Origin of the sequence: Streptomyces sp. NRRL S-1813 (genome assembly GCF_000719605.1) — a bacterium.
Classification (GTDB): Bacteria; Actinomycetota; Actinomycetes; order Streptomycetales; family Streptomycetaceae; genus Streptomyces; species Streptomyces decoyicus.
The window spans coordinates 220,604-246,194 of sequence record NZ_JOHB01000006.1; the positions used below are offsets into that span (position 1 = coordinate 220,604).

Consider the following 25,591-nt stretch of genomic DNA (forward strand, 5'->3'; position numbering starts at 1 on the left):
GCAGGGCGTATCCGGGACCGGTCGAGGGCTCAGCCCTTGACGGCGCCCTCGCCGACGCCGCGGAAGAAGGAGCGTTGCAGACAGGCGAACAGCACGATCAGCGGGAGCACGGCGATGACGGTGCCGGCCGCGACCAGCCGCTGATTGTCGGCGAAGGTGCCGTGCAGAAAGTTCAGGCCGATGGTCAGGGTGAACTTCGACTGGTCGCTCAGCACGATCAGCGGCCACAGGAAGTCGTCCCAGGCCCCCATGAAGGCGAAGATCGCGACCACCGCGAGGGTGCCCCTGACCGAGGGCAGCGCGATCCGCACGAAACGCTGCCAGGCGTTGGCGCCGTCGACATACGCGGCCTCCTCCACCTCGTACGGCAGGCCGGCGAAGGCATTGCGCATCAGCAGCACGTTCATCGCCCCGATGCAGCCGGGCAGCACCACCCCGAGCAGGGTGTTGTTGAGCTGAAGCTCCCGCATCGTCACAAACTGAGCGATCATGATGCTCTCGACCGGCACCAGCATCGCCATGATGAAGACGACCAGTGCGGCCTTCCGGCCCTTGAAGCGCATCCGGGCCAGTGCGTAGCCCGCGAGTGCCGCGCCCGCGCAGTTGGTGAGCACATTGGCGACGGCGACCTTGAGGGAGTTCAGCGCGAAGTCCCAGACGGGGATGATCTTTGCGACACCGGCGTAGTTGCCGAGCGTGGCCTCGTGCGGGATCAGGCTCGGCGGATAGCGGTAGATGTCCTCGCCGGCGCCCTTGAGGGAGGTGGAGAGCTGCCACAGGAACGGCCCGACGGTCAGTGCCAGCACGGCGAGCAGCAGCAGATAGCGGAGCAGCAGCTGCCACCGCGGAATCCGCCGCTCGGCACGCTCCCACCCGGCCCGGCGGTCCGGGTCCCGACGGTCCGGCTCCCGGCGGTCCACCTGCCGGCCGTGGGCGCTCATCGCTCCTCCTTGCGGTTGGCGCGCAGCACCAGCAACATCAGACCGAGCGTGAGGACGAAGACCACGACGGACAGCGCGGAGGCATAGCCGACCCGTCCGCTGAGGCCGGTGCCGGCCTGCTGGACGAGCATCACCAACGTGGTGTCCTCGCCGCCGGGTCCGCCCGTCGGACCGGCCATCAGATAGACCTCGGAGAACACCTTGAAGGCCCCCACCGAGGAAAGCGCGGCCACCAGCACCATCGTGGAGCGCACCGCGGGCACCGTGACGGTCAGGAAGCGGCGCACCGCCCCCGCACCGTCGACCGCGCACGCCTCGTGCAGCTCCCTGGGGACGTTGGCCAGCGCCGCCAGATAAATGATCATGTAGTAGCCGAGGCCCTTCCAGACCGTGACCGCCATCGCGCTGAGCAGCAGCAGCCACGGATCGCTGAGGAAGCCGACCCTGCCGAAGCCCAGCGCCTCCAGCAGCGCATTGATCAGCCCCCGGTCGTCCAGCAGCCACACCCAGATCAGACCGACGACCACGACGGAGGCGACCACCGGGGTGTAGAACGCGGCCCGGAAGAAGGTGATCCCGGGGATCTGCCGCTGTACCAGCATCGCCAGCAGCAGCGGCAGGAGCACCAGGAGCGGTACGACCCCGAGGACGTACAGCAGGCTGTTGCGCAGCCCCGTCCAGAACATGGCGTCATGGATCAGTTCCCGGTAATTGGCGCCGCCGACGAACTGCCCCGCGGTGAGGGTGCGCGCATCGGTGAAGGAATGAGCCATCGTGCTCAGGAACGGATACAGACCGAATGCGGCGACGATCAGCAGCCCGGGAGCCAGAAACAGCCAGGGACCGAACGGCAGATGCGTACGGATGCCGTGAGGTGAGCGCCGTGGTGCGGGGCATTGCGGGGGAGCGGAGGCCGGCGAAAGGAGGGCTGTTCCGTCCCGGCCGGGTGGTTTCGTCCTGGTCTTCACGAAGAGCCTCGGTCTCAGCCGGTCTTGAGCAGGCGATTGCACTCGGCGACCGCGCCGTCCAGTGCCGCCTCGGGGGACTGCTTGCCCTGTACGGCCTTGGCGACCGCATTGCGCAGCACGGTTTTCATCTGGTCGCTGAGCAGCACCGGGGTGTAATTCACCGCGGTCTTCAGCGATTTGGCGGAGGCCACTCGCACCCGGGTCGCATCGGTGCCGTCCTCCTTGGTGAAGTACGGGTCGTCCAGCGAGCTTTTGGTGCTGGGGAAGATGGTGACCTGCTGGGCAAAGGCCATCTGGTTCTTCTTGCCGGTGACGAAGTGCGCGAACGCGACGGCCGCCGGCTTGACCTTGCTCTGCGCATTCACCATCAGGCCCTGGACGTACATATTGGCCTTGCCGGTGTTGTTGGCCGCGTCCGTGATGCCGATGTGCCGGTAGAGGCTCGGTGCCTCCTTCTTGAAGTTCTCCAGATCGAGCGCGCTGCCCGGATTCATGGCCACGGACTGCTGCTGGAACTTCCGCCCGGCGGACTCGGCCTGCGCGGTGAGCGCCTGCGAGTCCAGCGCCCCGGCCGCATAGAGCTCCTTGTAGTGCCGCAGCAGCTCGACGCCCTTGGGCTCGTTGAAGGTGAACTCCGTTCCCTGCGTGTTCATCAGCCGCACGCCATAGCGCCCGAAGTCCTCGATCGACGGGGTGCCGGCGAGCATCGCTATCCTGCGGCCGCTCTTCCGCGCCATCGACACCGCGTCCTTGAACAGCTGGTCGTAGGACGTCGGTGGCTTCTCAGGATCGAGCCCGGCCTTGGCGAAGAGCTCCTTGTTGTAGAACATCGGCCCGGTGTTCAGATACCAGGGGAAGGCATAGACACCCGGCATCCCCGGCATCCGGTGGCTGCGCCATGCCCCGTCGAGATACTCGCCGCGATATTTTCCGGCCGCCTTTTCCAGATCCAGCGCGAGCCCGGCCTTGGCCAGCGGATAGGCGAGATCCGGCGACACATTGACGACATCGGGCAGCGTGCCGCCCGCGGCGTCCGCGCTCAGCTTCTGCGGATATCCCTCGGCGGGCTGGTCCACCCATTTCACCTTGGCGTCCGGATATTTCTTCTCGAAGTCCGCGATGACCCCGTCGAAGTACTTTTTGAAATTGGCCTTGAGATTCCAGGTCTGGAAGGTGACCTGGCCCTCGACCTTCCCTGAGGCGCTGTCCGAACCGCCGGATCCCCCCGAGGGCCCGCATGCGGTCAAGGCGAGCGCCGAGGTGACCAGGACCGCGGTCGCGGCGGCTGCTCGACGGGATATACGCATGACTGGTGGCTCCTTTGCTCGGACCAGACACGGACGGGATGGCCGCGAGGGGCCGGTAATTCCCCTTGATTTATGGCAGCCGTAAAGAATGCGGCGGGTATCCCGGACGCTTTGAGGGCTATTTCACGAGACCTCGGGCGACGACGCGGCAGACGCTACTAATGCGTTTTAGTAGGTGTCAATACCCCGGTAGCCGGGTTCGCCGGAGGAGGCAGGAAAGCGGCCCCGCTCCACCCGTTCGTACGGCGTTTGACAGGCCCCTGGGCGCTGATCAGACTGAGGCGCACTAATGCGGTTCAGTACGAGGGGGATCCCGCCATGACAGCGCCCGGTGAGGCGGCCCGGCCCAAGCCGGTCCGCCGACCGACGATCAAGGACATCGCGCGCCGGGCCGGGGTGTCGGAGAGCGCCGTATCCTTCGCGCTCAACGACCGGCCCGGCGTCTCCCAGGACACCCGCGCCCGGGTACGCCGCGTCGCGGAGGAACTGGGCTGGCAGGCCAACAGCGCCGCCCGCGCCCTGTCCGGCGAACGCGCCGGCGCCATGGGACTGGTGCTCGCCCGGCCCGCGCAGACCCTGGGCGTGGAGTCCTTCTTCCTCCAGCTCGTCTCCGGCATCCAGGAAGTGCTCTCCGCACGGAAGATCGCCCTCCTCTTCCAGGTCGTGGAGGATCTCGATGCCGAGTGCGCGCTCTACCGCCGCTGGTGGGCCGAGCGCCGGGTGGACGGCGTCCTCGTGGTCGACCCGCGCACCGAGGACCCACGGCCGGAACTGCTCGCCTCGCTCGGACTGCCCGCCGTGGTCGTCGGGGGCCCGGCCACGCGCGATCCGGACGTCCCCGCGCCCGGCACCTCCGGCCCCGCCGCGTCCGTACCGGCCGGCGCCCCGCCCCACCCGTTGCTCTCCACCGTCTGGGCCGATGACTCCAAAGCCATGGCCCGGGTCCTCGATCACCTCTACGGCCTCGGACACCGCCGCATCGTGCATATCGCGGGGCTGCCCGGCCTCGCCCACACCGAGCGCCGGATCCGCTCCCTGCGCACCGAAGCGGACCTGCGGGGCCTCGACCACCGGCATGTCCACTCGGTGACCACCGACTACTCCGACGCCGAGGGAGCCCAGGCCACCCGCCGCCTCCTCGACGCCGCGCAGCCGCCCACGGCGATCATCTACGACAACGATGTGATGGCCGTGGCCGGCGCCTCGGTCGCCGCAGGGCGGGGCATCGCCGTACCGGGCGCGCTGTCGATCGTGGCCTGGGACGACTCGGCGCTGTGCCGGGTCACCCACCCCCGGCTCACCGCACTCGTCCGCGACACCCCCGGCTTCGGCAGGCTCGCCGCCCGGGAACTCCTCGCGGTCCTCGACGGCGGGCCGCTGCGGACCGTACAGGGCGAACTGCCGCATCTGGAGGCACGGGAAAGCACCGGGGCGCCCGGCACGCCGTAAGGGCTGTCCCGCACCCGCCGGCAGGCATCACGGCGCCATCCGTCCGGGCCCGCGCCGTGATGCTCGGCGCCCGCGTCGGTGCCACACTTGGCGGGCAGGTTCATCGTGCTGCCACCAGCCGGAGGAGGCCGTGCACATGGCCGACAAAGGCGAGGCCCCGGTGCCGCCCGCGCCGCGCCCGCGTGCCCTGGTCACCGGCGCCACCGGCTATATCGGCGGCCGTCTGGTCCCCGAGCTGCTCGAGGCCGGATACGCCGTACGGGCACTCGCCAGGACACCGGAGAAGCTGCGCGACCACCCCTGGGCCGACCGGACGGAGGTGCGGCGCGGCGATGTCACCGACGCCGAATCGGTCCGCACCGCCATGGACGGCGTCGATGTCGCCTACTACCTCGTGCATGCCCTGGGCAGCGGGCGGCGGTTCGAGGACACCGACCGCCGGGCCGCGGAGATCTTCGCCCGTCAGGCCCGCGCCGCCGGAGTGCGCCGGATCGTCTACCTCGGCGGACTCACTCCCGAGGGCATCCCCGAGCGGGACCTGTCGCCCCACCTCCGCTCCCGCGCCGAGGTCGCCGGCATCCTGCTGGCATCCGGTGTCCCCACCGCCGTACTGCGCGCCGCCGTCATCATCGGTTCCGGCTCGGCCTCGTTCGAGATGCTGCGCTATCTCACCGAGCGGCTGCCGGTCATGGTCACCCCCAGCTGGGTGCGCACCCGCATCCAGCCGATCGCCGTCCGCGATGTGCTGCGCTACCTCGTCGGCTGCGCCCGCCTCCCCGACGACGTCAGCCGGACCTTCGACATCGGCGGGCCCGACATCCTCACCTACCGCGACATGATGCAGCGCTACGCACAGGTCGCCGGGCTGCCCGAACGGCTGATCCTCGCCGTGCCGATGCTCACCCCCCGTCTGTCCAGCCTCTGGATCGGCCTGGTCACCCCCGTGCCGCCGGGCCTGGCCCGTCCGCTGGCCGAATCCCTGCGCTACGAGGTCGTCTGCCACGAGCACGACATCGCCCGCTACGTCCCCGACCCGGACCCGCCGGGCCACCCCATCGCCTTCGGCGACGCGCTGGAACTGGCGCTGCGCCGGGTACGCGACGCCGAGGTCACCACCCGCTGGTCCAATGCCGCGGTGCCCGGCGCACCGAGCGATCCGCTCCCCACGGACCCCGACTGGGCCGGCGGCAGCCTCTACACCGACCGGCGGGAGCGGACCGTGGACGCCCCGCCCGAGGTGCTGTGGCGGGTGGTCGAAGGCATCGGCGGCGACAACGGCTGGTACTCCCTCCCGCTCGCCTGGGCGGTGCGCGGCTGGCTGGACCGGCTGGTCGGAGGGGTGGGGCTGCGCCGCGGCCGACGGGACGCGGGCCGGCTCCGGGTCGGTGACTCGCTGGACTTCTGGCGCGTCGAGGAGGTCGTGCCGGGCCGGCTGCTGCGGCTGCGCGCCGAGATGCGGCTCCCCGGTCTGGCCTGGCTGGAACTGACGGTCGGCCATGACGCCCAGGGCCGCACGCTGTACGGCCAGCGGGCCCTGTTCCATCCGCACGGACTGACCGGCCATGCGTACTGGTGGTCCATCTCGCCGTTCCACGCTGCGGTGTTCGGCGGTATGGCCCGCAACATCGCGGCCGCCGCCGCGGCCGAGCACCGCGCCCGTCCGGCGTGAGCCGCCCCGCTCCACCCCGGCCGCCCGCCGCTGTCGGCGTACGACACGCCAACGGCGGGTCCCCGGGCGGACGCTGCCCGGGAACCCGCCGTCACGGCCGACTCAGTGGTGCTTCACGACGCCGGCAGCCATCCGGCCGCAGTTGGAGCCGGAAACACTGACGCTGACCGACTCGATCGAGCCACCCCAGTCCACACAAATGCCCTTCGCGGGCAGATATACGGGACCGGCGTAGGAGGTGTACTGCCCGTTGTCGTAAACCCAATCGGAACTGCCGTCGGTGGCCGTGAGATACGTGTACATGTACACGGGCTTACCGGGGCTGTTGCGCACCGTCACGGCACAGTTCTTTCCGGTTTTTGCGCTGTATGTCAGGTACACGGTCCCCTTTCCGGTGACCGGTACGGAATTCACTACGCTGTAGCCGCTGCCACAGGCTCCGTTGTACGCGGCCTTCGTGGCCGCGGTCGCGGTGGTGGCCGCTGTCATCGTGGCGATACTCGCCACGGCCAGTACTGCGGATCCTGCGATGGCACGTGAACGCTTCATCGGAATACCCCCGTCGGGTGGAGTGCGTCGCGTGGTCGTTTCGCAGTGTTGGACAGCGGTCGGCGGTGGATGGTTGTACCGCGGAGGTGAATTCCCCGTTGTTCGAACCGGGTTGTCGAAAAAAGCACCCGACTCGCGCCGCGCAGACGGTGGATGGGATCGGAAAACGGCCGGTCCCCGGCGCCGGGGGAGGCGCCGGGGACCGGCCGGGTGCGGGTGCGGGGAGGAGGATCAGTCGTCGCCGTTCGCAAGGACCTTGAGACGGGTGTACGTGCCGTTGAAGCGGTTGCGGTCGCCGACCGGGTGGCCCGAGGAGGTGTGCTGCCAGATGCTGTGGAACCGCCAGCCGGCCGGCAGCTTGCCCACGGAGGAGCCGTAGCGCGGAATCCACAGCGGGTTGGTCCTGCCGAACTTGCCGGAGTTGCCGGTGCACCGCTTCCACCAGTTGGTGGAGGTGTAGATGACCGCGTCGCGGCCGGTCTCCTCACGGTAGGTGCGCACGAAGTCGTGGATCCAGCTGACCATCGACTTGTGGCTCTTGCCGTAGCAGGTCGCGCCGTAAGGGTTGTACTCCATGTCGAGCGCGCCGGGCAGGGTCTTGCCGTCAGCGGACCAGTCGCCGCCGTGGTCGGCGAAGTACCGCGCCTGGGAACCGCCGCTGGAGTGGTCGGGCAGCGCGAAGTGGTACGCGCCGTGGATCATGCCGGAGGCGTACGAGCCTCTGTACTGCTGCGCGAAGTACGGGTTCGTGTAGCTGGTCCCCTCGCTGGCCTTGACGTACGCGAAACGCACCCCGGACTTGCGCAGTGCATGCCAGCCGACCTTGCCGTTGTGGCTGGAGACATCGACGCCGGACACGGCCCTTTTGGAGGAGGCCCGCGGCTGGGCACCGCCGGCCCGGACGACGCCTTCATGGGCCGCGATGGTGGAACCCATCCAGTCCTGTTCGGGGTGGGCGGGTCTCTTCTCGGCATCCGACGCCGTGGCGGAGCCGGGCAGCGCGAGGGGCAGAGCGAGCACGGAGAGAAGAGAGAAGAGAGTTCCGGCCGCAATAGGGACTGTACGGCGGGCCGGACCGGATCTGCGCAAGGGCATCGCATGCCTCCGAAGGCCTTCGGTTGAGTCAGGTTCGGCAGCTTTTGAGCAGAATCCTGCCGATAAGAGACTTATACGCAGAACCGCCTGACTCTATGACCCAACAGGCCGTTCGTCCGCCGACCGGCCCCGCATCTCACCCGTCTGGCGGCCGGACTCGGTCACCCGCGCCCCCGGCCCGCGCCGTGATGCCGTACGACAGAGCGAAGCGGGCCCCGGCACTGCCGGGACCCGCTCCACCGCGCAGCGGCGAACGCGCCATTCCGCCGCTTCGCAAGCTGCTCTATGCCGAGCCCGCCGGCTCGCTTTTATGGTCCGTCATTCCCGTGGCCTCATCCGGCCGGGCCGGCTCGGAGGGCCGGCGACGGTTCTTCGGCTCAGTAGGCCGAGTCGACGTTGTCGATCGAGCCGTACCGGTCGGCCGCGTAGTTGGCGGCAGCCGTGATGTTGGCGATCGGGTCGGTGAGCTTATTGGGGGTGCCCTTGACGTGGTAGGTGTCGAAGGTGGGCTGGATCACCTGGAGCAGGCCCTTGGAGGGCACGCCGTTGATGGCGTTGATGTCCCAGTCGCGTCCAGGTTGTTCGGGTAGTCCTTGACGGCCGGGCGCTCGGCGGAGCGGCTGGCGGCCTGCTTGGCGCTGTGCTGCTTGGCGACGGAGTCGACCTTGACGTGGTCGGCGACCGAGGCGGTCACCGCGCGGCCGGTCTTGGCGTCGTCCGCCTTGGCCGGCTGACCCTTCGCATCGACGGGCTTGACCGCGGCCGGGGCGTGCTCAGAAGCGGCCTGAGCGGTGTCCGGCGCCGAGGTGACGGCCAGGCCCGAGGTGGCACCTGCGGCGGCCAGAACGGCCACGGCGATCTTGTGGGTGCGGGTGATGCGGGCAGCGCGGGGCAGGGTAAAGCTGGGCATGCAGATTGACCTCTTCCAGGTACTGGGGACGGGGAGGCGGCCTTTTTTGGCGGCGCGATCCGCACTGGAGGTCTTTGCTGCGATCGCCTTGGGGCGTGAGTCGCAAGCTCGCTCTCGGTGCGTCGGAATCCATGGTTAACGCCGGTCCCGAATCGAGGCAATGGTGCTCGGTACTACTCATCTTCGTGAGATAAACCCGGATTCCAGAAGTGATAAGCGTTCCTGGCGGCGTTGGCCCGGAATGGCGGCATAGCCATCGACTAAGCGGGCTCGTAAGTGACGTACGTCGCGTGCCCCGAGTCACGTGAGAGCGGCTTCAAAGGCCGCTCGGCCGGTGTGTATAAGTTGCCTGGCTCACACCGGAATTACGGTTCTCCGGCACTGATTCCGGCACGGAGGGCAGCCCATTTGTGCGGCCGGCGACCCGGTGCGGAGCGCCGAGAATCCCCAAATGTGCTGCGGGACACCGAGTCCGGGGCCGAATAGGGCGGCAATTGTGCCCTGATTCACGATCGGGACGGGGCCGGTTTCGCGGGTGCGCGGCAGTCGCGGAAGGGAGCGCGCCGGACGGGCCGCAGGTGCGGCCCCGATACGGCGATACGGCGGTGCTGCTGGTCCGTTCGCAGCAGCGCCCGGACCTGTCGCATGACTACGGGCCCTCCACTCCCCGAAGGTGACACGCAGACAGTCATCACTCACCGTAGGGACGTGCTCATGATCCGTCGTATCGCCGTAGTTCTCACCGGGCTTCTCGCCACGGGCCTCCTGACGACGGGCGTCGCCGCCGCGGCACCGGCCGATGGCCACCAGCAGGACGGCTCGTACCGCCGGCACCACCTCACGCTCAAGGAGCGAGAGGGACTTCGCTTCGCGGGCCAGGTTCTCGACATGCTCTTCGGCGGCGGCCTGGCGGGGCGCGACCGCTACTGACGCGCGGCGCCGGGCGCCGGCGTCCGGCGCGGGCACCGACGTCCGGCACGTGTGCCGACGCCTGGCACGAGCGCCGAACGGCAAGGGAAACGGCAATGGCCCTACCCGCGAGATGCGGGCAGGGCCACTGCCGTTGCCATGCCTGGGGCCGCACTGCGGCACCCGTATCAGTCTGCTCCGACCGTCCTCACGGTCGCGTCCCTCCGGCTCAGTAGGCCGAGTTGACGTTGTCGATCGAGCCGTACCGGTGGGCCGCGTAGTTGGCGGCCGCGGTGATGTTGGCGATCGGGTCGGTGAGCTTCTTGGGGGTGCCCTTGACGTGGTAGGTGTCGAAGGTGGGCTGGATCACCTGGAGCAGGCCCTTGGAGGGCACGCCGTTGATGGCGTTGATGTCCCAGTCGTGCCCCTGCTTCTCGACCGCGGTGACCTTGAGGTGGCCGGCGGTGACGGACGAGGCGGCCTGCTGGGCCTTCTTGCCGTCGTCGGCGCGGTCCTTCGCGGTGAGCGGAAGGCCGTTGGCGCTGACCGGCTTCACCGTGGCCGCTACGTCCGCGGCGGTGGTCTGGGCGTTGCTCGGCGCCGCGGTGAACGCCAGGGCGGCGGCGCAGCTCGCGGTGGCCACCAGCGCCGCGGAGACCTTCTGGCCGCGGCTGATACGGACAGGGCGGGGCAGGGTGAAGTTGGGCATGTGAGTGTGACCTCTTCCAGGGCTTGGTGGCGGGGAGAGCGGCCTTCGGTTGGCGCGTCAGACCGAGGGGAATGGCCGCGTTCGCCGTGCTGGCTGAGGTCGCAGGCTCGTTCCCGGTGTTACGCCGAACATGGTTAGCGAGCGCCCTGGATGGTGGCAAAGATGCCTTGTACTACCTATCTTCGTGAGATAGGGCGAGATGTCCGTTGTAAATGCCGTGCTTTGCGCTCAGCGCGGGGAATGGCATCGACTAGGCATGCTCGTACGTGACGTACGTCTCGTGCCGGGCATCACCCGGCACCGCCGTCCAAAGCCCCTCCGCGGCACCGCAAAGTTGCCTGGCTCACACGAGGGAAGCGCAATTCCGCAGGCGGGACTTTGAAGACAGGCCCTTGAAGCGCTCGCGCCCCCTATGGAGTCCATGGGGGGCGCGCGTATGCGGCAGCGGGGGCCGCGGCTTCTCAGTTCTCCAGCAGTCGTGCCGCAAGGTGCTCGATGCGTTCGTGCCACGCATTCCGTGCGGCGTCGGCGGCAAAGCCCCGCGGGCCGGTCTGGGTGAGGACGAGCCGGGCGCCATGGCCGGTGCCCCGGCCCAGCTCCCAGCGGACCGTGCCTTCCGGGTGCCAGCGGTAGGCGAGCACCGAGGCGGCCACCGCCTCGGTGACGGGCCCGGCCGGGGCCTTCCCCGTGGTGAAGCCTTCCGGCGCGGGCGCACCTACCGCAGGTTTGTTTCCCGAGGTCAGCGCCGCCCAGACAGTCTCGGCGGACCGTACGAGCTGGCGCTCGAAGCGGACCCGCGGCCCCTCCGGGGTGTCCTCGATCACCCCCTGTCCGAGATCGAACTGCTCGACATACGCCTCGTGCAGCTCTCCCGTGTCGCGCGGCACGGCCGTCGGTTCGCCGTCGAGCAGCTGGGACAGTGCGGTGAGGCACAGATGCCAGCCGGAGGCGAAGCTCGCGCCGCCGAACCGGTCGCCGAAGGTGTGCACCAAGGTCAGCAGCGAGCCGTTGCCGTCCGGTGTGATCTCCCAGCGCAGATGGTCCTCGCCCCAGGTGAAGGCGAACAGCCGGGGCTCCTCGGCATCGGTGACCGCACCGGTCATGGCGACACCGCTCACACCGGGCATGGAGAAGGTCATCGCGCCGCCGGGCCGGAGTTCGACGGTGACCTCGGAGGGGAACCACCGCCCGATCTGCGCCGGGTCGGTGATCGCCGCCCAGACCTTCGCGGGCGGATGGGCGAGCCTGCGCTCCATACGGAGTGCGTTGCGGCCGTCGCTGGTGGTGAGGCGGTCGGAGTGCGGGTTCATCGGGGGTCGTCCTCCATGGCGTCGAGATGCCGTTCCAGGGCGTCAAGGCTCCCGGTCCACAGATGCCGGTAGTGCGCGAGCCAGGCGTCCAGCTCCGCCAGGGGCTCGGACCGGAGCGCGTACCAGCGGCGCCGGCCGTCCTGCCGGACCTGGACCAGCCCGGCCTCGCGCAGCACCCGCAGATGCTTGGAGGTGCCGGGCTGGCTCAGTCCGAGCTGCTCCGTGAGCTCGCCGACCAGCCGTGGGCGCTCCAGGAGCAGGTCGAGAATCCTGCGCCGGCTCGGCTCCGCGAGTACCTCGAACGGTAGGGGCATACCCCTAGCATGCCCCTGAGGTTATATAACTGCAAGGGAATGCAACAGCCGCCGGCGGATCACACACACGCCGGATCGGCCGCCGACGCCTCCTCGCGCACCACCGGCGCGAGACAGGGCGCCGAGCTCAGCGGCCCATCGGTGAAGAACCGGGCCGCCAAGTCCGCGACCTCTTGCGGCCGTTCGAGCACCACCCAGTGATCGGCGTCGGGAATCATCAGAAAGCGGCTGCCCGGGATGGTGGCCGCGAAGTCCCGCTGCCGGGCCGGGGAGGTCACCGTGTCGTGCTCGCCGCTGAAAACGAGCGTGGGGACACCGGTCAGTCCGCCGGAGAAGTCCGGACGGTCCGAGATCCCGCGGCGCAGCGAGTCGACGGCGTGCCGCGAGCTCCGGGCCGCATGCAGCATCGAGCGTCTGACATAGCGGTACGCCAGCTTCCGGTGGGCGACGTGCCGACGGTCGTCGAGGCACATCAGACCCTCGGTGACCAGGGTCGCGAAGGCCTCGGTGTCGCCGTGCGAGAGATGGTCGGACGCCCGTCGCCACAGCTCCATCTGCGCTTCGCTGATGTGCGCCGGAACGCCGCCCAGGGCGAGCCGTGCGATGCGCCCGGGGAAGCGCCGGGCGCATCCGTAGGCCAGGCCCGCCCCATAGGAGAAGCCGAAGAGATTGATCCGCGGGACGTCCAGATCGTCAATGATGCCCTCGATCGCCGCGCACACGACATCGATGCTCGGCCCCGGCGGAAGCGGGTCGGCGCTCCCCATGCCCGGCAGATCGGCGGTCACCACGTCCGCCAACGGCCCCACATGATCTTCCATCTGCGGCCAGCCGAACATCCCTTGCAGCGCGCCGCCCAGCACCAGCACGGGCTCGGTGATCCGCCGCGGCTGTCGCAGCCGCCGGTAGGAATAGGACACCCCGTGCACCGACAAGGAGCGGATCGTTTCCTCGGACATTCAGATTCCTTCTCGGGGCACGGCGGGAACGGGCGCGACGACGCGGCGCGCGGGGGCGGTCTAGCGGGTCAGGACCAGTGCGGCGTTGTGCCCGCCGAAGCCGAGCGACGTCTTGACCGCGCAGTCGAACGCCGCCTGCCGGGCTTCCTTGTGCACGATGTCGATCGGGATCCGCGGATCCAGTACCTCGAGGTTGGCGGTCGGTGGCACCAGCTGCTGCTCCAGGGCGAGCACGGTCAGCGCGGCCTCGATCCCGCCGGCGGCGCCCAGTGCGTGCCCGGTCATCCCCTTGGTCGAGGTGACCAGCGGGTGATCGCCGAGGACCCGCTGGAGCACGGCCGCCTCGATGTGGTCGTTGGCGACCGTCGAGGTGCCGTGTGCGTTGACATGGCCGATATCGCCGGCCTGCACTCCCGCGTCGGCCAGCGCACTGCGCAGCGCCCGCTCGATGCCCTTGCCCTCGGGCTCCGGGGCCACGGCCGAGTAGGCATCGCTGGAGGCGCCGTATCCGCGGATGTGTGCGCGGACGGGCGCCCGGCGGGCCCTGGCGTGCTCGGGCCGCTCCAGCACGAGAAGCCCGGCACCCTCGCCGACCACGAAGCCGTCCCGGCCGGCGTCGAAGGGGCGGCAGGCGGCGGCCGGATCGTCCCGGCGGGTGGAGACCGCCTTCATCTGGCAGGCGCTGGCGATCAGCAGCCGGGAGAGGACCGACTCGGCCCCGCCGGCGATGGCGATATCGCAAACCCCGGCGCGCAGCAGCTGGTGTGCGGTGCCCAGGGCGACGGTGCCGGAGGAGCAGGCCGTGGCCACGCCCAGGCTGGGGCCCTGTGCGCCGACGTCCATGCAGACGCTGCTGGCGGCACTGTTGACGACGGTCAGCGGGGCGAGCTTGGGGGAGACCCGGCGGGCGCCGCGCCCGGCCATGGCGACATGCTGCTGGTCGTAGAACGGCAGTCCGCCGTGAGCGGAGCCGATGACCACCGCGACGCGGCTGCTGTCCCAGGACTCCGGGTCGAGTCCGGCATCGGAGACGGCCTCCCGGGCGGCGATCACCGCGAGCTGGGCGAAGCGGTCCATCAGCCGCTGGGTGGCCACCCCGAGCAGCTCGGTGGTGTCCAGATCGGCGATGGTGTACATGAAGTCGCAGGGCAGGTCGGCGAGTTCTTCCTGATGGGTCACTCCGCCGGGCACGGTTTCCTGGGTGACGGAGTGCCAGGTGGCCTTCGCTCCCACGCCCGCCGCGGTCACCAGCCCCAGTCCTGTTACGGCCGCGGAGAACGGCTCCGGGCGGGCCGTCATGCCGGGACTTTGCCGTCGACGGCCGAGACCAGCTGGGCCACGGTGTTCCGCGGGGTCAGCGAGACCTCGTCGAGGTCGATGTCCAGTCGTTCCTCAATGAGGACGCGGAGTTCTTCCAGCGCCAGGGAGTCGAGGCGCAGACTGCGCAGCGGAGTCTCGTCGGCGATGTCGACCGAGGAGACCCCGAATCGTTGGACCAGCAAGGTGTTGACAACTTCTGCCGCTTTCACGTGGCGCTCCTCCGCTTGTCGTAGGCGATGCTGCCAACCGCGTCGTGGGCGGGATTTCACCGGCGGCTCCGGCTGGTTTGACCCCTCTTTATACGCCTTTGTCCCGATGACTCCCCAACCTTGGTAGCTCAATGGGGTGATGAGCGCACCGGGGTGGACAGGGCGTGGGTGCCTCGCCTTGCGGACGCCGTGGAAAGCACCTACGTACGTAACGCCGCGGAGGGGCGAGAGGCACGGGCCGGAAGCCGGCGGACTGCGGAATCCTCCGGTGTCAGGCTTCGTCGAGGGCGCTCGTCACGCGCCCCAACAGGCCCTGGAGCGTGCGCAGTTCCTCGATGGTGAGGCCGGTCGCGGCCAGCATCCTGCGGGGAACCGGCAGGGCCGCCTCGCGCAGGTCGTCGCCGGCGGGGGTGAGGTGGATGGTGACCGACCGCTCGTCCTCGCTGCTCCGTTCGCGGCGTACCAGGCCGGCCGACTCCAGGCGTTTGAGGAGCGGGGAGAGGGTGCCGGAGTCCAGCCGGAGCTGTTCGCCGATGGCCTTGACCGGCTGGGAGCCGTGCTCCCACAGGACCAGCATGACCAGGTACTGGGGGTAGGTCAGGCCCAGGTCCTTGAGGGCGTCCCGGTAGACGCCGCCGAAGGCCCGCGAGGCGGCGTGCAGCGAGAAGCAGACCTGGTGGTCGAGGCGGAGCAGTTCGGCGTCGGGGACCGGGGGCCTGGTCGTCGGGGTCATGGGGCCAGGTTAGCTCCCCGTAAGCCATTTAGTTGCGCACAACTTAGTTGCGAGCAATTTAAATGTGTGCCACTGTGAGGTCATCGGGTGGCCGGGGAACGGCCGCCGCGCTACCGAAGGGGAACTGAGATGGACGCGCTGTACACCGCTGTCGCCACCGCCAACGGCCGCGAGGGCCGGGCGGTCAGCTCCGACGGCCAGATCGACCTGGCCCTGGCCATGCCCCCGGCGCTGGGGGGCAACGGCGCCGGCACCAACCCGGAGCAGCTCTTCGCCGCCGGCTACGCGGCCTGCTTCGCCAGCGCGATGAGCAATGTCGGCCGCCAGATGAAGCTCGACACCAAGGACGTCTCGGTCACCGCCGAGGTGTCCATCGGCAAGGACGACACCGGCTTCGGCCTGGGGGTCGTCATGCGGGTGGAGCTGCCGGACGCCCTCGCGGGCGAGACGGGGCGGCAGCTGGTCGAGGCGACGCACGCGTACTGCCCGTACTCCAAGGCCACCCGCGGCAACATCGACGTCGAGCTCGTCGTCGAGTAGTCACGCGGTGTGCCCGGCGGACCGGGCCCGGCGAACTCGCGGGGCCCGGTCCGCCAGCATGTACAGATCAGTGCGCGTGCGGGGTCCCGCGGCGCCGGTGGCTGCGGATCAGCTCCGCGTAGTGCCGGCCGCTGTCCTTGAGGGTGCGGGCCTGGGTCGCGAAGTCGACATGGAACAGGCCGAAGCGCTTGTCGTAGCCGTAGGCCCACTCGAAGTTGTCCATCAGCGACCAGGCGAAATACCCGGCGAGCGGTGCGCCCTGCCGGACCGCGCGGGCACATGCGCCCACATGCCGGTGCAGATACGCGGTGCGCTCGGGATCCTCGACGGTGCCCCCGGGGCCGACCACGTCCGGGTAGGCGGAGCCGTTCTCGGTGACATAGATCCTGTGCGCCGCGTACTCCCGGGTCAGCCGCAGCAGCAGCGTCTCGATGCCGCCCGCGTCGATCTCCCAGTCCATGCCCGTACGGGGCATGTGCAGCCGGCGCACCGGACGGGCGAAGGGCGGCGGACCGGCCGGCTCGGCGGCGACCACGGCCGGGAAGTAGTAGTTCAGCCCCAGCCAGTCCAGCGGCTCCGCCATGGTCTTCAGATCACCGGCGCGCTCCGGCAGCTCGACGCCGTACACCTCGCGCATGTCCGCGGGGAAGCCGCGGCCGTGCACCGGGTCGAGCCACCAGCGGTTGGTGTGCCCGTCCATCCGCCGTGCCGCCGCGGCGTCGGCCTCGGACCCGGTGGCGGGCTCGACGGTGCTCAGATTGTTGACGATGCCGATCCCGGCGTCCGCGGCCGCGGCCCGGATCGCCTGTACGGCCAGGCCGTGACCGAGCAGCAGGTGGTACGAGGCACGTACGGCCGCCGGAAGATCCGTGAGACCGGGCGCCATCCGGCCTTCGAGATGGCCGATCCAGGCCGCACACAGCGGCTCGTTGAGCGTGGCCCAGTGCGGGACCCGGTCGCCGAGCTTCGCGGCGACCACCGAGGCGTACGCCGCGAAACGCTCGGCGGTCTCCCGTACGGGCCAGCCGCCGCGGTCCTGGAGCGCCTGCGGCAGGTCCCAGTGGTAGAGCGTGGCGTACGGGGTGATGCCCGCCTCCAGGAGGCCGTCGACGAGCCGGTCGTAGAAGGCCAGGCCCGCGGCGTTGACCCGGCCGTCGCCGTCTGGCACCACTCGCGGCCAGGCCACCGAGAACCGGTAGGCGCCGACGCCCAGTTGGCGCATCAGCGCGATGTCCTCGCGCCAGCGGTGATAGTGCTCGCAGGCCCGGTCTCCCGTGTCGCCGTTGTCGGTCTTTCCGGGCGTGTGCGCGTAGGTGTCCCAGATGGAGGGGGCGCGGCCGTCCTCGGCCACCGCTCCCTCGATCTGGTACGCCGAGGTGGCCACGCCCCAGGCGAAGTCGTCCGGCAGGGCGGCGAAGTCGATCCGGTCGGTCACGGAGTTCCTTTCGGCGTGCGTCATTTGACGGCCCCGGCGGTGAGCCCGGCGACCAGATAGCGCTGGAGCAGCAGAAACCCGGCGACCACCGGGACGCTGACGACCAAGGACGCGGCCATCACCTGATTCCAGTAGACGTCGTTCTGGGTGGCGTAGCCCTGGAGCCCGACCGAGAGGGTGCGGGTGGTGTCGTTGGTCATCACCGAGGCGAACAGCACCTCGCCCCAGGCGGTCATGAAGGCGTACACGGCGACCGCGATGATCCCGGGGAGCGCGGCCGGCACCACGACCCGGAAGAGCGCACCGAGCGGCCCGCAGCCGTCCACGTACGCGGCCTCGTCCAGCTCGCGCGGCACCGACGCGAAGTACCCGGTGAGCATCCAGATGGAGAACGGGAGGGAGAACGTCAGATAGGTCAGGATCAGGCCGCCGCGGGAGCCGTAGAGGGCGACACCGGTGGAGTTCCCGATGTTGACGTAGATCAGGAAGAGCGGGAGCAGGAAGAGGATGCCCGGGAACATCTGCGTGGACAGGACCGTGACGGTGAAGACCCGCTTGCCGCGGAACTGATAGCGGCTGACCGCGTAGGCGGCGAAGACCGCGACGGTCACCGAGCAGAGGGTGGCCGAGCCCGCCACGATCAGCGAGTTGGTGAAGTACCGGGCGAGCGGAACGGTGTGCCAGATGTCGAGGTAGGGGCGGACCGTCAGCTCGCTCGGCAGCCAGCGGAAGGCGCCCGAGACATCCTCCAGCGGTTTGAGCGAGCTGCTGAGCATGACGTACACGGGGAGCAGCACGAAGCCGGCCAGTGCGGTGAGGACGATCCGGCGGGTCCAGAGGAACGAGCGGGGCGGGGCGGTGGGGGAGCGCCGGCGGTCGGCTGTACGGGGCGCGCGGGCGGTGGCGCTAGGCATCGGTATGCCTCCTTCCGCGCGAGGTGGCCAGGAGATAGCCGGCCGTCACCACCAGCAGGAAGAGCAGCAGCAGGACGGACATGGCCGAGCCGGTACCGAAGTTCCAGGTGACGAACGAGGACTGGTAGATGTGGATGGAGAGGAGGTCGGCGGCCTCCGGAGCGGCCTTCCCGAACAGCACATACGGCGTGTTGAAGTCGTTGAACGACCACAGGAACAGCACCAGCACCAGCACCTGGTTGATGGGCCGTAAGGAAGGCAGGGTGATCCGGCGGATCTGCCGGACCATGCCCGCTCCGTCGAGCGCCGCCGCCTCGTAGAGGTCCTTGGGGATGTTCTGGAGTGCGGCCATCACCACGAGGAAGGCGAACGGCCAGGTCTTCCAGACGGCGACCACGAGCAGCGCGAGGAAGCTGTTGTCGCCGAGCAGCCAGAAGGGCCGGCCGTCGGTGAGGTGCAGTTGATCGTGCAGCACATGGTTGACCAGGCCGTTGTCCCTTTGGAACATAAAGGCCCAGGTGATCACCGCGGCGTAGATGGGCAGCGCGTACGGCGTGAGGAAGACGGCCCGCAGCAGACCGCGGCCCCGGAAGTTCTCCTGGAGGAAGAGCGCGGCCGCGGTGCCCAGGAGCCAGCACAGGCCGACCGTCAGCACACTGAACGCACAGGTGACGAAGAAGGAGTGCAGCAGCGTGGCACCCACCGGGGCGTCGAAATCCACGGTGACGCGGTAGTTGCCCAGCCCCTTCCACGGGGCGGCGCCCCAGTTGCCGAGGAAGAGCTGGGTCAGGTCCTTGAAGCTCATCACGATGCCGATGACCATCGGGACGAGGTGGACCAGCAGTTCCAGCAGCAGCGCGGGGAGCAGCAGCAGGTAGGGCAGGCCGGTGCGGCGCAGCCTGGCGACGGTCCTCATTTCGTCATCTGCTGCTCGGCCTTGACCAGCCGCGCCTTGACGGAGGCGGTCGTCACCGGGTGGCCGGCCGCCGCGTCGGCGAACAGGTCCTTGACGGCGGTGCCGACGGACGTCTCGAACTGCGACTCCTCGGCGATCTGGGGGAGCGGCGTGGCACTCCTGGCGAGCGTTTCGCGCAGCACCTTGGTGTCCTGGCGGTTGAACGCGGGGTCCTGCTGGGCGGCCGTGACGGGCGGTATGGAGCCGTAGGTCTTGTTGAGCAGCCGCTGTTCGCTGTCGCTCGTCATGAACTTCACGAACTTCCGCGCGCCGGGCAGATTGCGGGTGTTCTTGAAGACGGCGATATTGATGCCGGCGAGCATGGAGTTGGTCTGCCGGCCGGTGCCCGGGGTGCCGGACGGGACGGGCACCGGAGCGACGCCCCAGTCGTCCGGCTTCATCCCGTCGGCCGCGAAGGTGGTGGCCGCGGCCTGCCACAGCACCATCGCGGTCCGGCCCGTGGCGAAGTCCCGCAGCGACTGGTTCTGCCCGTACTCGGCGTTGCCCGGGGCGATGATCTTGTCCTTGGCCATGAAGTCGATGTACTGCTTGACCGCCGCGACCGCGCCGTCCGAGGTGAAGGTGGGCTTGCCGGAGCGGTCGAAGAAGTCGGCGCCGTGCTGCTTGCCGAGGGCGAAGGCCTGATGGATGTTGTTGGTCAGCTGACCGCCCTCGGCGCCCAGGCCCCACTTGCCGTTCTTGGCGATCCGCTTGCCGGCCGCGACCAACTCGTCCCAGGTGGCAGGGGGTTTGCTGATCCCGGCGTCCTTGAACATCTGCTTGTTGTAGTAGAGCGCATAGGCCAGCGAGTACAGCGGGATCGCGGCCGGGGCCTTGCCGGCCACACCCGTGGCGTCCAGCGCGGGGGCAAGGAAGCGGTCGCGTCCGCCGATCGCGTCCAGGTTCTCCTTGTCCCAGGGGAGCAGAGCGCCGGTGGCCTGAAGCGAAGCGGACCAGGTGTTGCCGATGTTGAGGACGTCGGGCCCCTGCCCCGACGTGGTGGCGGTGAGGATCCGGTTGAGCAGATCGGGCCAGGGGATCACCTCCAGCTTCACCTTGATCCCGGTCTGCCGCTCGAACTTCTTCAGCTCGGGACCGAGGATCTTCTTGTCCGCCTCGACATTCGGCCCCTGGTTGGAAGCCCAGTACGTCAGCGTCGTGGGGGAGCCGTCGCCGGCCCCTCCGGGGCTCGTCCCGCCGCCGCATCCGGATGCCGCGGCGGCGAGTGCGGTGGCGGTGGCGGTGACGATCGCGGCTCGGAGTATGCGCATGACGGATACGCCTCTCTCTGAGGAGTCCGGAGGGAGGCCGAGTTCACTTCCTGAACGGCCTCATGGCTTAACTTAGAACGTGAGTTAAGGCCCGAGAGAAGGGTGCGTCAAGAGAGCGGACGCCGCCAGGTCGCGGGCCAGGAGGGAACAAGATGGTCGAGCGATCCCAACGCACCGTGCGTGACCTGCGGAGGGCCAATCGCAGGGCGGTCCTGCAACGGCTGTATTCCGACGGTCCCATGAGCCGGCAGGAGCTCGGGCCCGCAACGGGCCTCAGTTCAGGCTCCGTCAGCAACGTGGTCACCGAACTCGCCGACGACGGACTGCTGGAGGAGGCCGGTGTGGTCGAATCCGACGGCGGCCGGCCACGCACCCTGCTCCGGGTGGCCCCGGCGAGCGGCGCTCTGATCGGTGTGGATGTCGGCGAGACCCGGGTCAGGGTGGAACTCTTCGACCTCGCCATGACCGAACTCGCCCGTTCGGAACTCCCGTTGACGCACCACGGATACGACGTGAACCTGATCATCCGCCGTATCGCCGACGGCATCGCCACCGTGCTGCGGGAGAGCGCGGTGGCTCCCGAGAGCCTGCTCGGCGTCGGCGTCGGTGTCCCCGGCATCCTCGACCGGTGCGCGCCCGGCGGCGCGGTCGTCCACGGTCAGACCATCGGCTGGGACGCCGTACCGCTGGAGGCACTGCTGTGCGAGGCCGTAGAACTCCCCGACGGCGTGGGCTTCTTCCTCAGCAACGGCGCCAAGGCGCTGGGCCAGGCCGAGATGTGGTTCGGCGGCGGCCGCGGTGCCAAGGACGCGGCCATCGTGCTCTTCGGATCCGGTGTCGGCGCCTGCATCGTCACCGACGGCGTCATCGACGGCGGTGCGGGTGACAGTGCAGGTGAGTGGGGGCATCTGACGGTCAGCGTCCGCGGCCGGCGCTGCCGCTGCGGTGCCCGCGGCTGTCTGGAGGCGTACACCGGGGCCGAGGCGCTGCTACAGCGCTGGCAGGAGGCGGGCGGCCGGCTGCCCGCAGACGTCGGCGAGGAGGCGGGGGTCACGGCCCTGCTCGCCGCCGCCTGCCCACCGGACGACGGTAGGGCCGCCGACCCGGTCGCGCGCTCCGTCCTGGACGAGACCGCGGAGTACCTCGGCGCCGGGATCTCCGACCTCATCAACCTCTTCAGCCCCGAACGGGTCCTCATCGGCGGCTGGGCCGGCCTCCAGCTCGGCCCGTACCTCCTCCCCGCCGTGCGCGCCTACGCCACCGCCTACTCCCTCGCCCACCCCGCCGGGCGCGTCACCATCGACCTCGGCAGCCTCGGCCCGGACGCCGTCACGGTCGGCGCGGCGACACTGCCGCTGGCGGACTTCTTCGCCAACGGGGGGCGACGCGCCGCGCCGGCCCGGACACCGGGGGAGCGGGTGACCGTGCCGACAGGGCGCAGGGCACCGGCGGGGCGGCCGCGGGGTGGGTGAACAGCGCCGCAGTGGCGCGGCGCGGGAGGCCCGGACCCGTCGGACGGCGACCGTGCGGCGGCCGGCCGCTCCGCCGACGGGCGGGCCCCCTGCGCCTCGTCCTCAGGCATCCTCGGCCGCGTAGACCCGCCGCCCCCCGACGAACGTCTGGAGCACACGGGTCGTGGCGATCTCCTCGTCGGCGCCGTCGAAGGGGTCCCGGTCGAGGACAGCCAGGTCGGCCAGCTTTCCCGGCTGGATGGTGCCGGTGTCGTCGAGGTGGTTGGCGTAGGCGCTGCCGGCCGTGTACGCGGCGAGCGCCGAGCCCAGGTCGATGCGCTGCTCGGGCAGGAAGACGGGTACCGAGGGCGGGCCGTCCGGCGTGCGGCGGTTGACCGCGACATGCAGGGCGGCGATCGGGTCGGGGGAGCTGACCGGCCAGTCGCTGCCCGCCGCGAGGGTCGCGCCCGAGCGCAGCAGATCCCCGAACGGGTACTGCCAGGCGGCCCGTTCGGGGCCCAGGTAGGGGATGGTCAGCTCGTCCATCTGCGGCTCGTGGGCCGCCCAGAGAGCCTGGATGTTCGCCGTCGCGCCGAGCCTGCGGAAGCGCGGGACGTCGTCGGGGTGGACCACCTGGAGATGGGCGAGGTGCGGCCGGGTGTCGCGCAGTCCGTTCGTCCGCCGGGCCGCCTCGACCGCGTCCAGCGCCTCGCGTACGGCCCGGTCACCGAGGGCGTGGAAGTGCACCTGGAAGCCCTCCGCGTCCAGCTGGGTGACGTACTTCCGCAGGTCCTCGGGGTCGATGAAGGAGATGCCGCTGTTGTCGGAGGCGCAGCCGCAGGCGGTGAGATAGGGGCTGAGCAGGGCGGCCGTGTGGTTCTCGGCGATCCCGTCCTGCATGATCTTGACGCTGGTCGCCCGGAGCCGTCCGCCGGTCAACTCCTCGCGGCGGGCGATGAGTTCAGGGATCTGCTCCGCCCCGCGGGACCGGTCCCACCACAGCGCCCCCGTCACCCGCGCGGTGAGCTTGCCGTCGCGCCGGGCGGCCACGTACGCGGGGGTGGCGTCGGCCCCGCCGGGACCGCGGCCCAGCATCGCGTCCTGCCATGCGGTGACTCCGTACCCGTGGAGGAGACGCTGCGCCCTGAGCAGTCCGGCGGTCTGTTCGGCGAGCGTCGCTTCCGGGATCAGATCGGCCACCAGCTGCATGGCACCCTCCTGGAGCATGCCGGTCGGGTGGCCTTCGGCGTCCCGCTCGATCCGCCCGTCGGCCGGGTCCGGCGTACGGGAGGTGACCCCGGCCCGTTCCAGGGCGCGGGAGTTGGCCCAGCCGCCGTGATGATCGCGGTTGAGGAGGAACACCGGGCGGTCGGGCACGAGGGCGTCCAGGAACTCCTTTGTCGGCATGCCGCCGGGGAAGGCCTCCAGGGACCAGCCGCCCCCCGTGATCCACGGTGCCTCCGGATGCGCTGCCGCGTAGGCGCTGATCAGCTCGCGGTACGCCTGGGCGGTGTCGGCCGCGCTCAGATCGCACAGCGCCAGCTCCAGCCCGCCGCCGACCGGATGGACATGGGCGTCCTGGAAGCCGGGGATGAGCAGCTTCCCGTGCAGATTGACGACCTCCGTGGCGGGCCCGATCAGGTCATGGACCTCCGCGTCGTGCCCGACGGCGATGATGCGGTCCCTGCGCACCGCCACCGCGCTCGCCCGGGTGCGTGCGGGGTCGACGGTGTGCACGGGGCCGGAGAGGAAGACGAGGTCGGCGGGGCCGTTGCCGGTGGCGCCGGGGCCGGCGGTGTCCGGGTTCGGCTCCGGGTCCAGGGTGGTACGGAGATCCATGTGGTTGCTGCTCCAGGTGTGTTGGGTGTGTTGGGTGTTTTGGGTAATGGTGTGTGTGGGGGGGGCGAGGGTGGTCGCCAGGTGCTCGGGCGGGCGGTGGGCCGGGCGCGCGGTCAGCCCTCCGTGGGGCTGGGGAGCGGGGCGGCGTTCGCGTCCATCGGCAGACTGACCGCCTCGGCATCCGTCCCTTGCCCGGTGCGGAAGTACGGGGAGCGGCGTACCCACTTGGCCCAGGCGGCGGTGGCCAGGCCCAGCAGGATGAACAGCGCGGGCAGCAGCAGCATGAACCAGCCGTTGTCCGGGCTCGCCTCGAAGTGGTCGCTCATGGTGGCGTAGTCCCAGACGAGGTAGCCGCCGAGCCCGAAGAGTGCCAGCGCGCTCGCCGCCGGGACGACCACGTCCCGCAGCGCGCGCACCGCTCCGCCGCGCAGGCTGTCGCGGAAGCGCACCGCGCAGGCGAGCGCGGTGAGTCCGTAGTAGAGGGCCACGGTCAGGCCGATCGAGTTGACCGCCGTCAGGATCATGTCGTTGAGCTTGGGTATGCCGACGGCGAGCACGGCGAGCAGTGCGGCGAGCGCCATGATCAGCACGGTGCCCGCGGCGGGGGAGCCGTAGCGCGGGTGCACCCGCTGCCACACCGGGCCCAGCGTCCGGTCGCGGGCCATCGCCAGCGCGCCGCGGGCGGTGGGGATGACGCTCGACTGGAGGGAGGCGAAGGCCGAGCACATCAGGGCGGCCAGGGGCAGCGAGGCCCAGGGTTCCGGTGCCAGCCGGCTGCCGAGGAAGGTGAGTGCCTGCGGCCCGTTGTGGATGAGTTCGCCGGTGCTCATCACCCGCTGGAAGGCGAGCGCACCGACCAGGAACAGCCCCAGCATCGCCACCAGCGCTATCAGTCCGCCGCGGGCCGCGTCGGTGGCGCTGCGGGTCTCCTCGTTGACACTGAACGCGGCGTCCCAGCCCCAGTAGAAGAACACCGCCAGCACCATCCCCTGGGCCAGCGCCTGGGGTGAGGAGATCTCGAAGGGGTTGAGCCAGGACAGCGAGAACGGCTGATCGCCGGTGAACAGGGCGTAGCCGCAGAAGAGCAGCAGAACCGTGTACTCGAAGACCAGCAGCCACATCTGCAAACGGGTCGCGGCCCGCACGCCCGTGATGGCGGTGACCGTGACGATGACCAGCGCGACCAGACCGACGGCGGTGCTGATGCCGGTCGAGGCCGGATCCAGCCGGAGCCCCCAGATGCTGTACAGGCCCATCTTGTTGAGGAACTGGAGCACGACGGAGCCGGTCACCGCACCCGTGTACGCCATGAAGATCACGGTGCCGACCATCACCACCCACCCGGTCAGGAATCCGGGCCAGGGGCCGATGGACCGGCCCACCCAGGTGTAGCCGCTGCCGCAGTTCGGTTCGGTGCGGTTGAGCCGGGCGTACGACAGCGCGATACCGAGGATGGGCAGAAAGGCCAGCAGCAACAGCGCGGGCGTCTGCCGGCCGGTGTACGCGGCCAGGGTGCCCATTCCGATGCCGATGCTGGTGGTCGCGGCGGTGCTCGACGCGGCGATCGCCACCCCGTCCTTCACCCCCAGCGAGCGGCGCATTCTCGCCGGGCCGGGGTCCTGCTGCACTGCGGAAGGCATGGCACTCACTCCTTGGGCGGCGGGCCGGGACCGGTCTCGGCCGGCCAGGGGGACGCGGAGGTGCGGGTGGGGCGGCGGGGCAGGGCGGCGCGGGCCGGGCCCTGGATCGGGGTCCGGTCGCGTCGTACGGAAGGGAGGTGGTGCGGGATGTGGCACCGCGGTGATCCGTGTATGTCCGCCGATGAAACAGCCCCT

General features: G+C 70.0%; 23 protein-coding genes and 1 pseudogene. 5 read left to right on the forward strand and 19 right to left on the reverse strand.

Annotation, left to right across the window (positions count from 1 at the left end; all coding sequences use genetic code 11):
- Positions 1-29 precede the first annotated feature (29 nt).
- The 3 genes from IF67_RS0112380 to IF67_RS0112390 all read right to left on the reverse strand — a co-directional run bounded on the left by IF67_RS0112380 (position 30) and on the right by IF67_RS0112390 (position 3,216).
- Positions 30-941, reverse strand: a complete 912-nt coding sequence (locus tag IF67_RS0112380; RefSeq protein ID WP_030985008.1) for a carbohydrate ABC transporter permease — start codon at positions 939-941, stop codon at positions 30-32.
- Complete coding sequence (locus IF67_RS0112385; RefSeq protein ID WP_030985010.1) at positions 938-1,807, reverse strand: carbohydrate ABC transporter permease; 870 nt, start codon at positions 1,805-1,807, stop codon at positions 938-940. Before IF67_RS0112385 ends, IF67_RS0112380 begins: the two co-directional genes overlap by 4 nt.
- A gap of 116 nt (positions 1,808-1,923) precedes the next feature.
- Entirely contained in the window at positions 1,924-3,216 is a 1,293-nt protein-coding gene (locus IF67_RS0112390) for an ABC transporter substrate-binding protein (protein WP_030985013.1), read from the reverse strand.
- Positions 3,217-3,534: 318 nt separating this feature from the next.
- Here IF67_RS0112390 and IF67_RS0112395 point away from each other — a divergent pair, with 318 nt between their 5' ends.
- Positions 3,535-4,665, forward strand: a complete 1,131-nt coding sequence (locus IF67_RS0112395) for a LacI family DNA-binding transcriptional regulator (protein ID WP_030985015.1) — start codon at positions 3,535-3,537, stop codon at positions 4,663-4,665.
- A 136-nt stretch (positions 4,666-4,801) separates the two neighbouring features.
- The gene (locus tag IF67_RS0112400) at positions 4,802-6,334 is read left to right on the forward strand and encodes an SDR family oxidoreductase (protein WP_030985017.1); all 1,533 of its coding nucleotides are present in this window, start codon (positions 4,802-4,804) and stop codon (positions 6,332-6,334) included.
- 102 nt (positions 6,335-6,436) lie between these two features.
- Here IF67_RS0112400 and IF67_RS0112405 read toward each other — a convergent pair whose 3' ends face one another.
- From IF67_RS0112405 to IF67_RS39080, 3 genes and pseudogenes are all read right to left on the reverse strand, one after another.
- The gene (locus IF67_RS0112405; RefSeq protein WP_030985018.1) at positions 6,437-6,883 is read right to left on the reverse strand and encodes a hypothetical protein; all 447 of its coding nucleotides are present in this window, start codon (positions 6,881-6,883) and stop codon (positions 6,437-6,439) included.
- A gap of 231 nt (positions 6,884-7,114) precedes the next feature.
- Complete coding sequence (locus tag IF67_RS0112410; protein WP_030985020.1) at positions 7,115-7,978, reverse strand: lysozyme; 864 nt, start codon at positions 7,976-7,978, stop codon at positions 7,115-7,117.
- A 377-nt stretch (positions 7,979-8,355) separates the two neighbouring features.
- Positions 8,356-8,888: pseudogene (locus IF67_RS39080) on the reverse strand (transglycosylase SLT domain-containing protein).
- Positions 8,889-9,602: 714 nt separating this feature from the next.
- Between IF67_RS39080 and IF67_RS0112420 the strand changes: the two are divergent.
- Positions 9,603-9,818 (forward strand): hypothetical protein, encoded by a 216-nt coding sequence (locus tag IF67_RS0112420; RefSeq protein WP_030985021.1) that lies wholly within the window; start codon positions 9,603-9,605, stop codon positions 9,816-9,818.
- A 208-nt stretch (positions 9,819-10,026) separates the two neighbouring features.
- Here IF67_RS0112420 and IF67_RS0112425 read toward each other — a convergent pair whose 3' ends face one another.
- The 7 genes from IF67_RS0112425 to IF67_RS0112455 form a co-directional block, all read right to left on the reverse strand.
- Positions 10,027-10,506, reverse strand: coding sequence for a transglycosylase SLT domain-containing protein (locus IF67_RS0112425; protein ID WP_030985023.1), 480 nt, complete (start codon positions 10,504-10,506; stop codon positions 10,027-10,029).
- Positions 10,507-10,967: 461 nt separating this feature from the next.
- Complete coding sequence (locus tag IF67_RS0112430; RefSeq protein WP_030985025.1) at positions 10,968-11,816, reverse strand: SRPBCC family protein; 849 nt, start codon at positions 11,814-11,816, stop codon at positions 10,968-10,970.
- On the reverse strand, positions 11,813-12,130 hold the full coding sequence (locus tag IF67_RS0112435; protein WP_030985026.1) for an ArsR/SmtB family transcription factor: 318 nt from the start codon (positions 12,128-12,130) through the stop codon (positions 11,813-11,815). The genes IF67_RS0112430 and IF67_RS0112435 overlap by 4 nt, the downstream gene beginning before the upstream one ends.
- Before the next feature lie 59 nt (positions 12,131-12,189).
- Complete coding sequence (locus IF67_RS0112440; RefSeq protein ID WP_030985028.1) at positions 12,190-13,089, reverse strand: alpha/beta fold hydrolase; 900 nt, start codon at positions 13,087-13,089, stop codon at positions 12,190-12,192.
- Positions 13,090-13,149: 60 nt separating this feature from the next.
- Positions 13,150-14,388, reverse strand: a complete 1,239-nt coding sequence (locus IF67_RS0112445) for a beta-ketoacyl-[acyl-carrier-protein] synthase family protein (RefSeq protein WP_030985030.1) — start codon at positions 14,386-14,388, stop codon at positions 13,150-13,152.
- Positions 14,385-14,618, reverse strand: a complete 234-nt coding sequence (locus tag IF67_RS0112450; protein WP_030985031.1) for an acyl carrier protein — start codon at positions 14,616-14,618, stop codon at positions 14,385-14,387. The genes IF67_RS0112445 and IF67_RS0112450 overlap by 4 nt, the downstream gene beginning before the upstream one ends.
- Before the next feature lie 271 nt (positions 14,619-14,889).
- Positions 14,890-15,351 (reverse strand): MarR family winged helix-turn-helix transcriptional regulator, encoded by a 462-nt coding sequence (locus IF67_RS0112455; protein ID WP_030083789.1) that lies wholly within the window; start codon positions 15,349-15,351, stop codon positions 14,890-14,892.
- Positions 15,352-15,480: 129 nt separating this feature from the next.
- Between IF67_RS0112455 and IF67_RS0112460 the strand changes: the two genes are divergently transcribed.
- On the forward strand, positions 15,481-15,891 hold the full coding sequence (locus tag IF67_RS0112460) for an organic hydroperoxide resistance protein (protein ID WP_030985034.1): 411 nt from the start codon (positions 15,481-15,483) through the stop codon (positions 15,889-15,891).
- Positions 15,892-15,958: 67 nt separating this feature from the next.
- Here the strand turns inward: IF67_RS0112460 and IF67_RS0112465 are convergent, their stop codons facing one another.
- The 4 genes from IF67_RS0112465 to IF67_RS0112480 are packed head-to-tail and all read right to left on the reverse strand — an operon-like array spanning position 15,959 to position 20,466.
- The gene (locus tag IF67_RS0112465; protein WP_051817937.1) at positions 15,959-17,350 is read right to left on the reverse strand and encodes a GH1 family beta-glucosidase; all 1,392 of its coding nucleotides are present in this window, start codon (positions 17,348-17,350) and stop codon (positions 15,959-15,961) included.
- Entirely contained in the window at positions 17,347-18,240 is an 894-nt protein-coding gene (locus IF67_RS0112470; protein ID WP_030985037.1) for a carbohydrate ABC transporter permease, read from the reverse strand. The genes IF67_RS0112465 and IF67_RS0112470 overlap by 4 nt, the downstream gene beginning before the upstream one ends.
- Entirely contained in the window at positions 18,233-19,156 is a 924-nt protein-coding gene (locus IF67_RS0112475) for a carbohydrate ABC transporter permease (protein WP_037839218.1), read from the reverse strand. The genes IF67_RS0112470 and IF67_RS0112475 overlap by 8 nt, the downstream gene beginning before the upstream one ends.
- Positions 19,153-20,466, reverse strand: a complete 1,314-nt coding sequence (locus tag IF67_RS0112480; protein WP_030985041.1) for an ABC transporter substrate-binding protein — start codon at positions 20,464-20,466, stop codon at positions 19,153-19,155. Before IF67_RS0112480 ends, IF67_RS0112475 begins: the two co-directional genes overlap by 4 nt.
- A 152-nt stretch (positions 20,467-20,618) precedes the next feature.
- Between IF67_RS0112480 and IF67_RS0112485 the strand changes: the two genes are divergently transcribed.
- Entirely contained in the window at positions 20,619-21,938 is a 1,320-nt protein-coding gene (locus tag IF67_RS0112485) for an ROK family transcriptional regulator (RefSeq protein ID WP_037839220.1), read from the forward strand.
- Positions 21,939-22,040: 102 nt separating this feature from the next.
- Here the strand turns inward: IF67_RS0112485 and IF67_RS0112490 are convergent, their stop codons facing one another.
- Positions 22,041-23,756: an amidohydrolase gene (locus IF67_RS0112490; RefSeq protein ID WP_030985043.1), complete on the reverse strand. Its 1,716-nt coding sequence runs from the start codon at positions 23,754-23,756 to the stop codon at positions 22,041-22,043.
- 113 nt (positions 23,757-23,869) lie between these two features.
- Positions 23,870-25,396 carry an APC family permease gene (locus IF67_RS0112495; protein WP_030985045.1) on the reverse strand — a complete coding sequence of 509 codons (1,527 nt, stop codon included), beginning with the start codon at positions 25,394-25,396 and terminating at the stop codon, positions 23,870-23,872.
- Positions 25,397-25,591: the final 195 nt, after the last annotated feature.

Excerpts from the sequence above, each read along its gene's own strand:
- IF67_RS0112380 (WP_030985008.1), bottom strand. The coding sequence starts at position 941 with ATGAGCGCCCACGGCCGGCAGGTGGACCGCCGGGAGCCGGACCGTCGG.
- IF67_RS0112390 (WP_030985013.1), bottom strand. The coding sequence starts at position 3,216 with ATGCGTATATCCCGTCGAGCAGCCGCCGCGACCGCGGTCCTGGTCACC.
- IF67_RS0112395 (WP_030985015.1), top strand. The coding sequence starts at position 3,535 with ATGACAGCGCCCGGTGAGGCGGCCCGGCCCAAGCCGGTCCGCCGACCG.
- IF67_RS0112400 (WP_030985017.1), top strand. The coding sequence starts at position 4,802 with ATGGCCGACAAAGGCGAGGCCCCGGTGCCGCCCGCGCCGCGCCCGCGT.
- IF67_RS0112405 (WP_030985018.1), bottom strand. The coding sequence starts at position 6,883 with ATGAAGCGTTCACGTGCCATCGCAGGATCCGCAGTACTGGCCGTGGCG.
- IF67_RS0112410 (WP_030985020.1), bottom strand. The coding sequence starts at position 7,978 with ATGCCCTTGCGCAGATCCGGTCCGGCCCGCCGTACAGTCCCTATTGCG.
- IF67_RS0112420 (WP_030985021.1), top strand. The coding sequence starts at position 9,603 with ATGATCCGTCGTATCGCCGTAGTTCTCACCGGGCTTCTCGCCACGGGC.
- IF67_RS0112425 (WP_030985023.1), bottom strand. The coding sequence starts at position 10,506 with ATGCCCAACTTCACCCTGCCCCGCCCTGTCCGTATCAGCCGCGGCCAG.
- IF67_RS0112430 (WP_030985025.1), bottom strand. The coding sequence starts at position 11,816 with ATGAACCCGCACTCCGACCGCCTCACCACCAGCGACGGCCGCAACGCA.
- IF67_RS0112435 (WP_030985026.1), bottom strand. The coding sequence starts at position 12,130 with ATGCCCCTACCGTTCGAGGTACTCGCGGAGCCGAGCCGGCGCAGGATT.
- IF67_RS0112440 (WP_030985028.1), bottom strand. The coding sequence starts at position 13,089 with ATGTCCGAGGAAACGATCCGCTCCTTGTCGGTGCACGGGGTGTCCTAT.
- IF67_RS0112445 (WP_030985030.1), bottom strand. The coding sequence starts at position 14,388 with ATGACGGCCCGCCCGGAGCCGTTCTCCGCGGCCGTAACAGGACTGGGG.
- IF67_RS0112455 (WP_030083789.1), bottom strand. The coding sequence starts at position 15,351 with ATGACCCCGACGACCAGGCCCCCGGTCCCCGACGCCGAACTGCTCCGC.
- IF67_RS0112460 (WP_030985034.1), top strand. The coding sequence starts at position 15,481 with ATGGACGCGCTGTACACCGCTGTCGCCACCGCCAACGGCCGCGAGGGC.
- IF67_RS0112465 (WP_051817937.1), bottom strand. The coding sequence starts at position 17,350 with ATGACGCACGCCGAAAGGAACTCCGTGACCGACCGGATCGACTTCGCC.
- IF67_RS0112470 (WP_030985037.1), bottom strand. The coding sequence starts at position 18,240 with ATGCCTAGCGCCACCGCCCGCGCGCCCCGTACAGCCGACCGCCGGCGC.
- IF67_RS0112475 (WP_037839218.1), bottom strand. The coding sequence starts at position 19,156 with ATGAGGACCGTCGCCAGGCTGCGCCGCACCGGCCTGCCCTACCTGCTG.
- IF67_RS0112480 (WP_030985041.1), bottom strand. The coding sequence starts at position 20,466 with ATGCGCATACTCCGAGCCGCGATCGTCACCGCCACCGCCACCGCACTC.
- IF67_RS0112485 (WP_037839220.1), top strand. The coding sequence starts at position 20,619 with ATGGTCGAGCGATCCCAACGCACCGTGCGTGACCTGCGGAGGGCCAAT.
- IF67_RS0112490 (WP_030985043.1), bottom strand. The coding sequence starts at position 23,756 with ATGGATCTCCGTACCACCCTGGACCCGGAGCCGAACCCGGACACCGCC.
- IF67_RS0112495 (WP_030985045.1), bottom strand. The coding sequence starts at position 25,396 with ATGCCTTCCGCAGTGCAGCAGGACCCCGGCCCGGCGAGAATGCGCCGC.